Consider the following 12,866-nt stretch of genomic DNA (forward strand, 5'->3'; position numbering starts at 1 on the left):
TCTATGCACCGTACGTCTATGACGCGGTGATGGTGATGGTCGAAGCCATGAAGAAGGCCAACTCCGCCGAGCCGGCGAAGTACCTGCCGGAACTGGCGAAGATCAACTACAAGGGCGTGACCGGCAACATCGCCTTCGACAACAAGGGCGACATCAAGGAAGGCACGCTGACCCTGTACACCTACAAGGGTGGCCAGCGCCAGCAACTGGCTGTGACGAAGTAATTCGCATCGCCTCAAAGGAAGCCCCGGCCGTCGGCCGGGGTTTTTTTTCGTACCCCCAATAAAAAAGCGCTCCGACGGGAGCGCTTTTCGTTGGCAGACCGGAAGCGATTACTTCTGGGCCATGATCCACTTGACCAGGGTGCGGGCTTCCGCTTCGTTGACCTGGGCGTTGGCCGGCATCGGGACCGGGCCCCACACGCCGCTGCTGCCCTTCAGCACTTTCTGGGTCAGCTTGTCTTCAGCATCCTTCTGGCCTGCGTACTTCGAAGCCACATCCTTGAATGCCGGGCCGACAACCTTGTTGGCCACTGCGTGGCATGCCATGCAATTCTTGGCCTTGGCCAGGTCGGCATTTGCCATTGCGGCACCGGACGCCAAAGCAGCTACAGCGAAAACCAGCAAAGAACGTTTCATTACTTTCTCCAAAAGATAAAACCCGCAACATTGTACAGCGTAAGTGGTGCTTACCACACCGGAACGCACGATACATGAATCACGTTGACGCAGCGAATTGACCGTTACAAACTTTAGCAATATCCTGCGGGAAAGGGAGATGCCATGCCACTGATCGTCGCCATTGTCTTGCTGTCAATCCTTCGCTATTTCGAGGTCGGCCCGGTTGCCGATCTGTCATGGTGGTGGATCGGCGGCCTGTTCCTGATCGCCTTCATCTGGTTCGAATTCGGCGAGCGTCTTTTCGGTCTCGACAGACGCAACGCGGATGAGCAGCTTGAAAAGGCCCGCAAGGAGCGGGTCGCGAAGACCTTCAAGAAATAAGCACCCAAATGCAAACCGGGGCAGCTTTTGCTGCCCCGGTTTTTCATCTTAGCGCTTCAGCTGCGACAGGTCGCGCACTGCACCGCGGTCCGCGGATGTCGCCAGTGCGGCATAGGCCTGCAGCGCCTGCGAGACCACGCGCTCGCGGTTCTCCGGCTTCCACGCCTTGTCACCTTTTGCCTCCATCGCCGCGCGCCGTTGCGCCAGCTCGGCCTCGGTCACCTTCAGGTGGATGCGTCGTTCCGGAATGTCGATCTCGATGGTGTCGCCGTCATTGACGAGGCCGATCGCGCCGCCCTCCGCCGCTTCCGGCGATGCGTGACCGATCACGAGGCCGGACGAACCGCCGGAGAAGCGGCCATCGGTGAACAGCGCGCAGACCTTGCCCAGTCCCTTCGACTTGATGTACGAGGTCGGGTACAGCATCTCCTGCATGCCCGGGCCGCCCTTCGGCCCTTCGTAGCGGATGATAACCACGTCGCCCGGCTGGACCACGTCGCCCAGGATGCCTTCCACCGCCGCATCCTGGCTTTCGAACACGCGCGCCTTGCCGGTGAACTTGAGGATGCTCTCGTCGACGCCCGCGGTCTTCACGATGCAGCCCTTCTCCGCGATGTTGCCGTACAGGACGGCCAGGCCGCCGTCCTTCGAATACGCATGCGCCTTGTCGCGGATGCAGCCGTGCTCGCGGTCGGTGTCGAGCTTGTCGAAACGCTTGTCCTGCGAGAACGCGACCTGGGTCGGCACGCCGCCGGGCGCCGCCAGGAAGCGCTGGCGGACGGACTCGTCCTTGTTCAGCATGATGTCGTTGGCGGCGATCGCCTCGCCCAGCGTCTTGCTGTGCACGGTCGGAACCGAGGTGTCGAGCAGCCCGGCGCGGTCGAGTTCGCCGAGGATGCCGACGATGCCGCCGGCGCGGTGCACGTCTTCAATGTGATAGTCCTGGGTCGCGGGCGCTACCTTGCACAGGCAGGGAACCTTGCGCGAGATGCGGTCGATGTCGGCCATGGTGAAATCCACGCCCGCTTCCTGTGCCGCGGCCAGCAGGTGCAGCACGGTGTTGGTCGAGCCGCCCATCGAGACGTCGAGCGCCATCGCGTTCTCGAAGGCCGTCTTGGTGGCGATGTTGCGCGGCAGGACGGACGCATCCTCCTGCTCGTAGTAGCGCCGTGCCAGCTCGACCACCAGGCGGCCTGCGCGCAGGAACAGCTGCTTGCGGTCGGCATGGGTGGCGACGACGGTGCCGTTGCCGGGCAGGGACAGGCCCAGCGCTTCGGTCAGGCAGTTCATCGAATTGGCGGTGAACATGCCGGAGCAGGAACCGCAGGTCGGGCACGCGGAACGCTCGATGTTGGCGACCTGTTCATCCGAGACGCTCGGATCGCCGGCCTGAATCATCGCGTCGATCAGGTCGACCTTGATGATCTTTTGCGTGCCTTCCTGCTTGCCGTGCAGCGCCTCGATCACCTTGCCGGCTTCCATCGGGCCGCCGGAAACGAACACGACCGGGATGTTCAGGCGCATCGCGGCCATCAGCATGCCGGGTGTGATCTTGTCGCAGTTGGAGATGCAGACCATCGCATCGGCGCAGTGGGCGTTCACCATGTACTCCACCGAGTCGGCGATCAGTTCGCGCGACGGCAGCGAATACAGCATGCCGCCATGACCCATCGCGATACCGTCGTCCACCGCGATGGTGTTGAATTCCTTGGCGACGCCGCCGGCCGCTTCGATTTCGCGCGCCACCATCTGGCCGAGGTCTTTCAGGTGCACGTGGCCGGGCACGAACTGGGTGAAGGAATTGACGACGGCAATGATCGGCTTGCCGAAATCGCCATCCTTCATGCCGGTCGCGCGCCAGAGGGCGCGGGCGCCGGCCATGTTGCGGCCGTGGGTCGTGGTGCGGGAGCGGTATTGGGGCATCTCAGGTCTCCAGGATGATCTGTTCGGTCGCCCGGTTCCCAAGGGAAGCGGGGAAAGACGGCTAGTGTCCCTTGCCCTTAGCTACGTGTCAAATATATGATTCCTTACGAATTAATATGGAACGCGTATGAATATCGAGCTTCGGCAATTGCGCTATTTCGTGGCGGTGGCGGAGGAACGGCATTTCGGCCGGGCCGCGGCGCGCCTGCACATGACCCAGCCGCCGCTCTCGCAAACCATCCAGTCCCTGGAAGCCGCCCTCGGCACACCGCTGTTTGAGCGGACCAAGCGTAGCGTCAGCCTCACGCCCGCCGGCGCCGCGCTGCTGCCCGAGGCCCGCCGCATCCTGCAGCAGGCGGCCGCCCTGCCCGATCTGGCGCGCCGGGCGGCTTCGGGCGAATCCGGCCTGCTGTCGCTCTCCTTCGTCTCCACCGCCGACTACAGCGTGCTCCCCCCTTTGCTGCGGGAATTCCGCGAGCGCTATCCGCAAGTACAGATCGACCTGCGCGAGGCCACCACGGACGTGCAGCTGGAAGACCTGATGCAAGGCCGCATCGATGCCGGCCTGCTGATCCCGCCCCTGCACGACAAGGCCCGCGCCGAACTGGACTACATGACGGTGCTCTCCGAGCCCCTCGTCCTCGCCGCGCCGCAGGGTCTCAAAGGCTTGCGCGGCAAGAACAGCGTGGCGCTCAAGTCAGTGGCCGAGATGCCCCTGATCATTTTCCCGCGCCGGATCGCACCGGCCTTCCATGACGCCATCGTCGGCTGCTTCCGCGACGCAGGATTGACGCCCCGCATCGGGCAGGAAGCGATACAGATGCAGACTATTGTTGGCCTCGTGTCCGCGGGCATGGGCATTGCGCTTGTGCCACAATCCGTGTCTAACCTGCAACGCCCGGGCGTGGAGTACCGTGCGCTGTCGGACCGGACGGCCCTGTTCGAAACCGGCCTGGCATGGCGGCGCGACAATGCGTCCCCGGTGTTGCATACCTTTCTCGAACTATTGCGAAAGAAACGATAGATGCTGATTCACCCCCTTCCCGATCCCGTCGCCTTTTCGCTCGGCCCCGTGTCCGTGCACTGGTACGGGCTGATGTACCTGGCCGCCTTCGCGCAGTTCCTCATCCTCGGCCGGGTGCGCGTCCGGCAGGCGCACAACACCGCCGCCGGTTGGAAGGTCGAAGACCTGGACGACATGCTGTTCTACGGCGTGCTCGGGGTCGTGCTTGGCGGCCGGCTGGGCGAGGTGCTGTTCTACAACCCTGCGTATTACTTCTCGCATCCGCTGGAAATCCTCGCGATCTGGAAGGGCGGCATGTCCTTCCACGGCGGCTTCCTCGGCGTGATGATCGCGATGGCGCTGTGGGCGCGCAAGAAGGGCCGCGGCCTGTGGCAAGTGCTGGACTTCATCGCGCCGCTCGTGCCGCTCGGCTACGCGGCGGGCCGCATCGGCAATTTCATCAATGCCGAGCTGCCGGGCCGGGTTGCCGACCCTTCCCTGCCCTGGGCCATGATCTGGCCGAACGTGGACAGCCTGCCGCGCCATCCCTCGCCCTTCTACCAGGCGCTGGTCGACGGCGTGCTGCTGTTCATCGTACTCTGGCTGTACGCGCGCCATCCGAGGCCGGTGATGGCGGTGAGCGGCGTCTTCGCGCTCGGCTATGGCTGCGCCCGCTTCTTTACCGAATACTTCCGCACGCCGGATTACGTCGTGCCGCTCGGCGGATGGAGCATTTCGGCGGGACAGATGCTGTCCCTGCCCATGGTTGCCCTCGGCATCGTGCTGTTGCTGCTGGCATATAAACGAAGGAGTCCGTAGGTCGTTCTGCAAGACAACATCAAGGAGACATCGTCATGAAAGTCGCACGCGTGTTGCTGTTTGTCGCAGGTCTGTTTCTGTCCCTCGCCGCCGGCGCCCAGGCATGGCCCAACCGGCCGGTTACCTTCATCGTCCCCTTCCCCGCTGGCGGCGGCACCGATGCATTTGCCCGCCCGCTGGCGGCCCAGCTCACCAAACAGCTGGGCAAACAAGTCATCATCGACAACCGCGGCGGTGCCGGCGGCACGCTCGGCGCCGGCATCGCGGCGAAATCCGCGCCCGACGGCTACACCTTCTTCATCGGCGGCGCGCACCACGCGATCGCGCCGTCGATCTATCCCAAGCTCGACTACGACATCCAGAAGGATTTCGTCCCGGTGGCATTGATCGCGACGCCGCCGCAGGTCATCGTCGTCAATCCGCAGAAGGTGCCGGTCAATGACCTCAAGTCCTTCCTCGATTACGTTCGGAAGAACCCCGGCAAGCTGAACTATGGCTCCGCCGGCAACGGCACCTCGCACCATCTTGCCGGCGAACTGTTCAAGATCCAGACCAAGACCTTCATCCTGCACATCCCCTACCGCGGCGCCGGCCCTGCGCTGCAAGACCTGATCGCCGGCCAGGTCGACATGATGTTCGACGGCCTCGGCTCGTCGGCAGCACATTTGAAAGGCGGCCGCATCAAGGCCCTCGCCGTCGCCGCGCCGTCCCGCGCGCCGGGTTTCCCGGACATCCCGACAGCGGCGGAAGCGGGCGTGCCGGGCTACGAAGTGTCGACCTGGTACGGCATGTGGGCGCCGAAGGGCACGCCGCCGGAAATCGTCGAGCGCATGGCCGCGGAAGTGCAGAAGGCACTTGCCACGCCGGAAGTCAGGAACATCTGGCACAGCATCGGTTCTGAGACGCCCAATGTGGTGCAGGCCCAGTTCGGCACGATGGTGAACTCCGAGATCGCGCGCTGGGCGGAGGTCGTCAAGAAAGCCAATGTGAAACTCGAATGAACAGCATGGAAAAAATCCGCGTCAGCAAGGACGGCGTCATCGCCACGGTGACGCTCTCGAATCCCGGCAAGCTCAATGCGATCGATATTTCGATGTGGCATGGGTTGGCGGACACGTTTCGCCAATTGTCCTCGGATGACGCCCTGCGCTGCGTGATCGTGACGGGTGCGGGCGGCAACTTCGCCGCCGGTGCCGACATCGAGGAATTCACCTCGGTCCGCAGCAACTATGAACAGGGCTACGCCTACCACACGAAAAGCATTGCGGAGGCCCTCGACGCCATCGCCGCATGCATTCATCCGACGGTCGCCGCGATCGAAGGCGTGTGCGTCGGCGGCGGGCTGGAAATCGCTTCCTGCTGCGACCTGCGGATCGCCGCTCCGGATTCGCGCTTCGGCATTCCCATCAACCGGCTCGGCTTTCCGCTCGCGCCCGGCGAGCTGCAGGGATTGCTGCAACTGGTCGGCAAGGCCACCGCGCTCGAAATCCTGCTTGAGGGCCGCGTGTTCGGCGCAGCGGAGGCGAAGGAGAAAGGACTCCTCCACCGTATCGTGGACCACGTGCAGGACGACGCAAGGCGGGCGGCAGAGCGTATCGCGCAAGGCGCGCCGCTCGCCGCTCGCATGAACAAGCAGCTTGCGCGCCGGTTGTCGCCGCCGGTTCCGCCGCTGAGCGACGAAGAGTTGCGCGCAGCGTTTTCCTTCTTCCATTCCGACGACTACCGGGAAGGCGTGCGCGCCTTCCTCGAAAAAAGGACTCCCGATTTCAAAGGCAAATAACCCTCATTCCCATGAACGCCAACCTCTACGCACTATTCGAATCCCGCTTCCCCACGGACCGCACCGCCTGCTGCATCGAAACCCACGACGGGCTCTACTATTCCTGGAACGACCTGGACCGGGCCACCGCCAAGATCGCCAACCTGCTGGCCGGCCTCGGCCTGCCGAAGGACGCACGCGTCGCGGTGCAGGTGGAAAAATCGCCCGAGGCGCTCATGCTGTACCTGGCGACCATCCGCGCCGGCTACGTGTACCTGCCGCTGAATACGGCCTATCGCGCCGCCGAGATCGAATACTTCATCGAGAACGCGGAACCGTCGGTCGTGGTGTGCTCGCCGCAGAACTTCGGCTGGGTATCGCAGATCGCGTTCAAGTGCGGCACGAAGCATGTGTTCACGCTCGGCGACGACCGCCAGGGTTCGCTGCTGGGACGCGCAGCACTGCAATCCAACAGTTTCGATACGGTGGAGAAGCAGCCGGGCGACCTCGCGGCCATCCTCTATACCTCGGGCACCACCGGCCGCAGCAAGGGCGCGATGCTCACGCATGAAAACCTGTCGTCGAATGCGAAGGTGCTGCAGGAATACTGGCGCTGGCAGGCGGGCGACGTACTGCTGCATGCGCTGCCGCTGTTCCATGTACATGGCCTGTTCGTCGCCTCGCACGGCGCGCTCCTGAATGGCAGCAAGATGATCTTCCTGCCGAAGTTCGATGCACAGGAAGTCATGCGCCACCTGCCGCGCTCCACCGTATTCATGGGCGTGCCCACCTATTACGTGCGCCTGCTGGGTGAGGAAGCGTTCGGCAAGGATTCGTGCGCCAACGTGCGCCTGTTCGTCTCCGGGTCCGCACCGCTGCTGATGGAAACCTTCAATGAATTCGCGCGCCGCACCGGCCACACCATCCTCGAACGCTACGGCATGAGCGAGACCACCATGCTGGTGTCGAATCCCTATGAAGGCAAGCGCGTCGGCGGCACGGTTGGCCTGCCCCTGCCCGGTGTTTCGGTGCGTGTGGTGAAAGGCGACGGCACGCCGTGCGAAGCCGGCGAAGTGGGCGATATCCAGGTCAAGGGCCCGAACGTGTTCCAGGGGTACTGGCGCATGCCGGAGAAAACGGCGGAGGAATTCACCGCGGACGGCTACTTCAAGACCGGCGACGTAGGCAAATTCGACGAGGACGGCTACCTGTCCATCGTCGGCCGCAGCAAGGACCTGATCATCTCCGGCGGCTACAACGTCTATCCGAAGGAGATCGAATCCTTCATCGATGAAATGGACGGCGTGGTGGAATCGGCGGTGGTGGGCGTGCCGCATCCGGATTTCGGCGAGGCGGTCACCGCGGTGATCGTAGCGAAACCCGGCGCATCGCTTTCCGAGTCGGAAGTGATCGGCTCGCTGAAATCGAAGATCGCCAACTTCAAGGTGCCAAAACGCGTGTTCTTCGTCCCGGAACTGCCGCGCAACACGATGGGCAAGGTCCAGAAGAACCTGCTGCGCGATCAGTACAAGAATGCGTGACCGGTTACCGGACAGCCTTGTACAGCATGTAGGCCGCGAGGGTGAACAGCACCAGCGCGAACACCTTCTTCAGTGATTTCACCGGCAGGCTGTGCGCCGTCTTCGCTCCGAGCGGCGCCGTCATCACGCTTGCAATCGAAATCACCAGCAGGGCCGGCAGGTAGATGAAGCCCAGCGAGCCGGACGGCAGGCCCTGCTGATGGATTCCCTGGTAAATGTTGGACAAGGTTCCCGCCAGCGCAATCGGGAAACCGAGCGCCGCGCTGGTGGCCACCGCATTGTGGATCTTCACGTTACACCAGGTCATGAAGGGAACGGACACAAAACCGCCGCCCGCCCCGACCAGCCCCGCCAGCGTGCCGATCACGCCGCCGGCGCCGAACATGCCGGGCGTGCCGGGCAAGTCGCGCGATGCCGCTGGCTTCTTGTCGAGAATCATCTGCACCGCGGAGAAGGTGACGAACACCGCGAATGCCAACGCCAGGCCGGAGGAATTCAGCTGCGCACCGATCCACGGGCCTATCCACGATCCGACGAGAATGCCCGGCGCAAGCAGCTTGACGATATCCCAGCGCACCGCGCCGCGTGCATGATGCGCGCGCACGGAAGAGATCGATGTGAACATGATGGTCGCCAGCGAGGTGGCGATGGCCATGTGGACGATATGCTCCTTCGGGAAATCCTTCGCCGTCAGGATCATGGTCATGAACGGCACGAGCAGCATGCCGCCGCCGATGCCAAGCAGGCCCGCGGCGAATCCGACCGCGGCGCCCAACGCCAGCAGCCCCACGATCAGGGAAATATCCATCCTGTGTTTCCGTTTGTTATTTGATGTGCCGGATGATACACCGCCATTCGGACGGCGATACCGGGGTGATGGAAAGGCGGTTGCCCTTCTTCAGGATCTGCATGTCCTCCAGCTCTGGCATGGCACGCAGTTCAGGCAGTGTAATGAGCCGCGTCTTCTGCTTGGCGCGCACGTCGACCAGCATCCAGCGCGGATTTTCGCGCGTGGACTTGGGATCGTAATACTTGCTCTTCGGATCGAACTGGGTCTCGTCGGGATACGCCGTGCTGGCCACTTCGGCGATGCCCGCAATCCCCGGCTCTGCACAACTGGAATGGTAGAACAGCACGCCGTCGCCGACGCGCATCCCATCGCGCATGAAATTGCGCGCCTGGTAATTGCGCACGCCGAACCATGCGACGGTGCTGGCGGGTGCGGCCAGCGCATCGTCGATACTTACTTCGTCCGGCTCCGATTTCATCAACCAGTACTGCATCGCAGCTCCACAAATATCGCGCGCATAAAAAAGCGGCTGCACGAGTGCAGCCGCTTCTGGTATTAGTCCCGCCTGTGCCGTCTTTGCCGGCATCCCGAACCGTGCGGTTCAAGGTGGTCACAGTTAGTCCAATTTCGGGTTCATCGGACTAGCGACGAAGCACGCCCATCGAACAAATTTCCGCGACCTGTGCCAATACATTGGTTCAAGGAATATATGGCAATCGCGAACACGGCAGGAGGCTTTAGAGTATCGCCAATCGCACGTGATGTCAAAGACTTTGCGGAAAATCTCCCCGCGCTCTTGTTGATCTAGAAAAGGTTTTCCTGAGGCGCAAGCGCGGCATCGAGCACGCTGTGCATGGCGGCGATCTGCTGCTTCACATCGGCCAGCGTCATGTTCGCAAACGGGCCGTCAGAGGACTTCGACGCAAGCAGTTCCGCAGCGATGCCGAGCGCGGCCATCACCGCGATGCGGTCGGTGCCCTTGACCTTGCCGGCATCGCGAATATTGCACATGCGGTCGTCCAGGTACTGCACTGCCTGCTTCAGCGTTTCCTCTTCACCTTCCTTGCAGGCGAGCCGGTACGGCTGGCCCATGATGGTCACGTCGAGCTGGATCATGCGGCCTCCTCACCCTGCTCATCGGCGGCGGGGATCTTTTCCAGCAGAGCAGAAACGCGTGTGTAAGCTTCCTCGATACGCTTTGCAAGGTCCGCGTTCTCGGCGGTCAGGGTAGCCAGCGTCAACCGCAAGTCCGCGTTTTCCCGGCGCAGCGATTGCGCCAGCTCGGCGAGCTTGACGATTTTTTCGGAAAGTTGATGAAAATCGGAAATCATGGCGTCACTATAGTAGGGCAATCGAATTTCCGTCAATAGATTCAATCACTTGGGGATGTTTTTTCAAGACAACCCTCACCAAAAAGTCGCACTTTCCCTCCATTTGGAGAATGGCTTTCCTTTGATGTTGGCCACTTGCATCCACCTGCGCGAGTCAATACAATCGTTCGGGATGGGGGCGGTAGCTCAGCTGGGAGAGCGTCGCGTTCGCAATGCGAAGGTCGGGAGTTCGATCCTCCTCCGCTCCACCATCCTCCCCTATCCTCCCATTGCACTGCAAGCGGCGTTCCCGCCGTTACGGTATCACCCCTTCCATCTCAACTGCGGCACCGGAACTTGCCGTACCCCGCAGCAATCCATCGTATGCCTTCCTGCAAGCACGGGGGCAAAATCATTTCTGTATGATAAGAGGCGAGCCATCCTGGCGTTCATTCCTGGAACGTCATCCATTTGGCCCCATGCCGGAGAAAAAATGTTCAACAACCTGAGCATCCAGAAAAAACAATACGCGGGTTTCGGCGCCATCATCGCCATGCTTCTGGCCCTGCTGCTCGCAAGCTATAACAGCTTTTCCAACCTCGTCGACGCAAACCGCCTGGACCGGCAAACCCTGAATGTCCTGCTCGGCAGCCATGCGGTCGAAACAGCGCTGCTCGACATGCAGGCGGAGTACCGGGGTTTTCTCCTGACCGGCAACGAAAGCTTCCTCTCGCGGCTGGACGAGAACGAAAAAGAATTGCAATCGCAACTTCAACAGCTGCGCGGCGGCGCCGCCGAGAGCGCCCAACGGGGACGCCTGGATCGAATCGAGACCCTGATCGGACAATGGCGTACCGAGGTCGTGCATCCGCTGATCGAACGCCGGCGCGAATTGGCCCGGACGCCGACCGGCGTCGATCAGATTTCTCGCGATTCGCGCCTGACGGACGGTTTCAGGCAGGTCAACGCCGTCCACAAGCTGCTGCGGGAATTCAACGATGAAGAGAACCGGCTGCTGACACTGCGGGCCGAAAACGCCGCTTCCTCGGTCCGGAGCATGCTGGCCCTGCTCATCGTCGGCGGCCTGGCGGCCATACTTGCGGCCACGTTGATTTCCTGGTGGCTCGCCCGCGCGGTAGTGCGTCCGGTGGCCAAGCTTACGGCCACGCTGGGCCAGCTCGCGGCCGGCAATCAGTCCGCCCGCGCCGAGGTGCTGAGCGAAGATGAACTCGGCCTGGTCGCCCGCAACGTGAACCTCATGGCGCAGGCCGTGCAGGAAGCGCAGCAACGCGAACAGAAGCAGACCGATGAGCTCAAGGCCAAGGTCGATTCCCTGCTCGAGGTCGTCGTCAAGGCGACCGCGGGCGACCTGACCGGCAGGATCACCGTCACCGGCAACGATGCGATCGGCCGGCTCGGCGACGGGCTCTCGACCATGTTCGGCAACCTGCGTGCCCTCCTCAACCGCGTGCAAAAAGCCGGCATCCAGGTCGCTACGTCGACCACGGAAATCGCGGCATCGGCCCGCCAGCAGGAAGCCACCGGCGTCGAGCAGGCGCAGACCAGTATCGAGGTCCTGAGCACGACGAAGGAAATCTCGGCCAATACCTCGCAATTGCTCAAGGCCATGGAGGACGTGACCCGCGTCGCGGAATACACCACCTCGGCAACCACGGAAGCACAGACCAACCTCAAGCGCATGGATACGACGATGCAGCGCATGGTGACGGCAACCGATGCGATCAATGCCAAGCTATCCGCCTTGTCCGAGAAGGCCAGCAACATCAACAACGTCCTGACGACGATCACCAAGGTCGCGGACCAGACCAATATCCTGTCGCTGAACGCGGCGATCGAGGCGGAAAAGGCCGGCGAGGCGGGACGCGGCTTCTCGGTGGTGGCAACTGAAATCCGCCGGCTGGCCGACCAGACCTCGGTCGCTACCTGGGACATCGAGCAGATGCTCAAGGAAATGCAGTCCGCCGTATCGGCGAGCGTGATGGGTATGGACAAGTTCTCCGACGAGATCCGCCGCAGCGTGGGCGAAGTCAGCCTGGTGAGCGAGCAGCTGACCGGCGTGATCGACCAGGTGCGCAACCTGACGCCCCGCTTCGACATGGTTCTGGAAGGCATGCAGTCGCAAGCAGTCGGCGCGTCGCAGATCAGCGAGACCATGACCCAGCTGAATGAAGCGACCCAGCAGGCGGTCGACGCCCTCAAGGCCACCAGCGAGGCCGTGCAGCAGCTTCAGTATGCGGCGCAGGACCTGCAGGCCGGCGTCTCCAATTTTGCGGTAACCATGTAGCCATGCAGTTCCTGGTGTTCCATCTCGGGAAGGATCGATACGGCCTGCCCACCGGGCAAGTCGTCCGCGTGCTGCCGCTGATGGAACTCAAGCAGGTCCCCGGCGTGCCCGGCTATGTGGCCGGCATGATGAATTTCCATGGCAAGCCGATCCCGGTCATCGACCTCTGCGCCCGCGCATCGGGCCAGCCCTGCGCGGCACACTTCGACACCCGCATCCTCCTCGTCGACTATCGCACCGGTGGCGCGTCCCACTTGCTCGGGCTCGTCGCGGAGCGTGTCGCCGGCATCGAGCACATCGACGAACCGGCGTTCGTCGAAGCCGGCATTGCGCGGGACACGGCACCTTACCTGGGCAAGGTAACGTCGCGGAACGGCCTCATCCTGCAGCTGATCGACATCGACCAGCTCCTCGG

At 62.7% G+C, this 12,866-nt stretch carries 14 protein-coding genes, 1 tRNA gene, 1 other RNA gene and 1 pseudogene; 10 read left to right on the forward strand and 7 right to left on the reverse strand.

What is annotated here, in order from left to right:
* Positions 1–224: pseudogene (locus VFF99_RS19770) on the forward strand (branched-chain amino acid ABC transporter substrate-binding protein); the annotation flags it as partial.
* A 108-nt stretch (positions 225–332) separates the two neighbouring features.
* On the opposite strand, the gene VFF99_RS19775 reads toward VFF99_RS19770, so the two are convergent.
* Entirely contained in the window at positions 333–638 is a 306-nt protein-coding gene (locus tag VFF99_RS19775; RefSeq protein ID WP_325020643.1) for a c-type cytochrome, read from the reverse strand.
* Positions 639–782: 144 nt separating this feature from the next.
* Between VFF99_RS19775 and VFF99_RS19780 the strand changes: the two genes are divergently transcribed.
* The gene (locus tag VFF99_RS19780; protein ID WP_325020644.1) at positions 783–1,001 is read left to right on the forward strand and encodes a TIGR04438 family Trp-rich protein; all 219 of its coding nucleotides are present in this window, start codon (positions 783–785) and stop codon (positions 999–1,001) included.
* 48 nt (positions 1,002–1,049) lie between these two features.
* Here the strand turns inward: VFF99_RS19780 and ilvD are convergent, their stop codons facing one another.
* Positions 1,050–2,924 carry a dihydroxy-acid dehydratase gene (ilvD, locus tag VFF99_RS19785; RefSeq protein ID WP_325020645.1) on the reverse strand — a complete coding sequence of 625 codons (1,875 nt, stop codon included), beginning with the start codon at positions 2,922–2,924 and terminating at the stop codon, positions 1,050–1,052.
* Between the two features lie 127 nt (positions 2,925–3,051).
* Between ilvD and VFF99_RS19790 the strand changes: the two genes are divergently transcribed.
* From VFF99_RS19790 to VFF99_RS19810, 5 genes are read left to right on the forward strand one after another with little or no spacing between them, the layout of a single operon-like run.
* Positions 3,052–3,948: a LysR substrate-binding domain-containing protein gene (locus VFF99_RS19790; protein WP_325020646.1), complete on the forward strand. Its 897-nt coding sequence runs from the start codon at positions 3,052–3,054 to the stop codon at positions 3,946–3,948.
* Entirely contained in the window at positions 3,949–4,746 is a 798-nt protein-coding gene (gene lgt / locus VFF99_RS19795; RefSeq protein WP_325020647.1) for a prolipoprotein diacylglyceryl transferase, read from the forward strand.
* A 35-nt stretch (positions 4,747–4,781) separates the two neighbouring features.
* Positions 4,782–5,747 carry a tripartite tricarboxylate transporter substrate binding protein gene (locus VFF99_RS19800; RefSeq protein WP_325020648.1) on the forward strand — a complete coding sequence of 322 codons (966 nt, stop codon included), beginning with the start codon at positions 4,782–4,784 and terminating at the stop codon, positions 5,745–5,747.
* Between the two features lie 5 nt (positions 5,748–5,752).
* Positions 5,753–6,526 carry an enoyl-CoA hydratase/isomerase family protein gene (locus VFF99_RS19805; RefSeq protein WP_325020649.1) on the forward strand — a complete coding sequence of 258 codons (774 nt, stop codon included), beginning with the start codon at positions 5,753–5,755 and terminating at the stop codon, positions 6,524–6,526.
* A gap of 11 nt (positions 6,527–6,537) precedes the next feature.
* Positions 6,538–8,046, forward strand: coding sequence for a malonyl-CoA synthase (locus VFF99_RS19810; protein WP_325020650.1), 1,509 nt, complete (start codon positions 6,538–6,540; stop codon positions 8,044–8,046).
* 4 nt (positions 8,047–8,050) lie between these two features.
* On the opposite strand, the gene VFF99_RS19815 is transcribed toward VFF99_RS19810, so the two are convergent.
* The 5 genes from VFF99_RS19815 to VFF99_RS19835 all read right to left on the reverse strand — a co-directional run bounded on the left by VFF99_RS19815 (position 8,051) and on the right by VFF99_RS19835 (position 10,167).
* Positions 8,051–8,854, reverse strand: a complete 804-nt coding sequence (locus VFF99_RS19815) for a sulfite exporter TauE/SafE family protein (RefSeq protein WP_325020651.1) — start codon at positions 8,852–8,854, stop codon at positions 8,051–8,053.
* Positions 8,855–8,870: 16 nt separating this feature from the next.
* A complete protein-coding gene (locus VFF99_RS19820) occupies positions 8,871–9,329 on the reverse strand; it encodes an EVE domain-containing protein (RefSeq protein ID WP_325020652.1) in 459 nt (152 codons plus the stop codon).
* 61 nt (positions 9,330–9,390) lie between these two features.
* Positions 9,391–9,573: non-coding RNA, 6S RNA (ssrS, locus tag VFF99_RS19825), on the reverse strand.
* A gap of 67 nt (positions 9,574–9,640) precedes the next feature.
* Positions 9,641–9,952 (reverse strand): cell division protein ZapA, encoded by a 312-nt coding sequence (locus VFF99_RS19830; RefSeq protein WP_325020653.1) that lies wholly within the window; start codon positions 9,950–9,952, stop codon positions 9,641–9,643.
* Complete coding sequence (locus tag VFF99_RS19835; protein ID WP_325020654.1) at positions 9,949–10,167, reverse strand: DUF904 domain-containing protein; 219 nt, start codon at positions 10,165–10,167, stop codon at positions 9,949–9,951. The genes VFF99_RS19830 and VFF99_RS19835 overlap by 4 nt, the downstream gene beginning before the upstream one ends.
* Positions 10,168–10,342: 175 nt before the next feature.
* On the opposite strand from VFF99_RS19835, the gene VFF99_RS19840 reads away from it, so the two are divergent.
* From VFF99_RS19840 to VFF99_RS19850, 3 genes are all read left to right on the forward strand, one after another.
* Positions 10,343–10,418, forward strand: a tRNA-Ala gene (locus VFF99_RS19840).
* A 221-nt stretch (positions 10,419–10,639) separates the two neighbouring features.
* Positions 10,640–12,451: a methyl-accepting chemotaxis protein gene (locus VFF99_RS19845; RefSeq protein ID WP_325020655.1), complete on the forward strand. Its 1,812-nt coding sequence runs from the start codon at positions 10,640–10,642 to the stop codon at positions 12,449–12,451.
* 2 nt (positions 12,452–12,453) lie between these two features.
* Positions 12,454–12,866 (forward strand): chemotaxis protein CheW (locus VFF99_RS19850; protein WP_325020656.1); only part of this gene is annotated, 413 nt, incomplete at its 3' end.

Origin of the sequence: Noviherbaspirillum sp. (assembly GCF_035654295.1) — a bacterium.
Classification (GTDB): domain Bacteria; phylum Pseudomonadota; class Gammaproteobacteria; order Burkholderiales; family Burkholderiaceae_D; genus Noviherbaspirillum.

Bases quoted from the DNA above. Each gene is read 5' to 3' on its own strand.
- VFF99_RS19815 (WP_325020651.1), bottom strand. From the start codon at position 8,854: ATGGATATTTCCCTGATCGTGGGGCTGCTGGCGTTGGGCGCCGCGGTC.
- VFF99_RS19835 (WP_325020654.1), bottom strand. From the start codon at position 10,167: ATGATTTCCGATTTTCATCAACTTTCCGAAAAAATCGTCAAGCTCGCC.
- ilvD (WP_325020645.1), bottom strand. From the start codon at position 2,924: ATGCCCCAATACCGCTCCCGCACCACGACCCACGGCCGCAACATGGCC.
- VFF99_RS19820 (WP_325020652.1), bottom strand. From the start codon at position 9,329: ATGCAGTACTGGTTGATGAAATCGGAGCCGGACGAAGTAAGTATCGAC.
- VFF99_RS19845 (WP_325020655.1), top strand. From the start codon at position 10,640: ATGTTCAACAACCTGAGCATCCAGAAAAAACAATACGCGGGTTTCGGC.
- VFF99_RS19800 (WP_325020648.1), top strand. From the start codon at position 4,782: ATGAAAGTCGCACGCGTGTTGCTGTTTGTCGCAGGTCTGTTTCTGTCC.
- VFF99_RS19810 (WP_325020650.1), top strand. From the start codon at position 6,538: ATGAACGCCAACCTCTACGCACTATTCGAATCCCGCTTCCCCACGGAC.
- VFF99_RS19775 (WP_325020643.1), bottom strand. From the start codon at position 638: ATGAAACGTTCTTTGCTGGTTTTCGCTGTAGCTGCTTTGGCGTCCGGT.
- lgt (WP_325020647.1), top strand. From the start codon at position 3,949: ATGCTGATTCACCCCCTTCCCGATCCCGTCGCCTTTTCGCTCGGCCCC.
- VFF99_RS19805 (WP_325020649.1), top strand. From the start codon at position 5,753: ATGGAAAAAATCCGCGTCAGCAAGGACGGCGTCATCGCCACGGTGACG.
- VFF99_RS19780 (WP_325020644.1), top strand. From the start codon at position 783: ATGCCACTGATCGTCGCCATTGTCTTGCTGTCAATCCTTCGCTATTTC.
- VFF99_RS19790 (WP_325020646.1), top strand. From the start codon at position 3,052: ATGAATATCGAGCTTCGGCAATTGCGCTATTTCGTGGCGGTGGCGGAG.
- VFF99_RS19830 (WP_325020653.1), bottom strand. From the start codon at position 9,952: ATGATCCAGCTCGACGTGACCATCATGGGCCAGCCGTACCGGCTCGCC.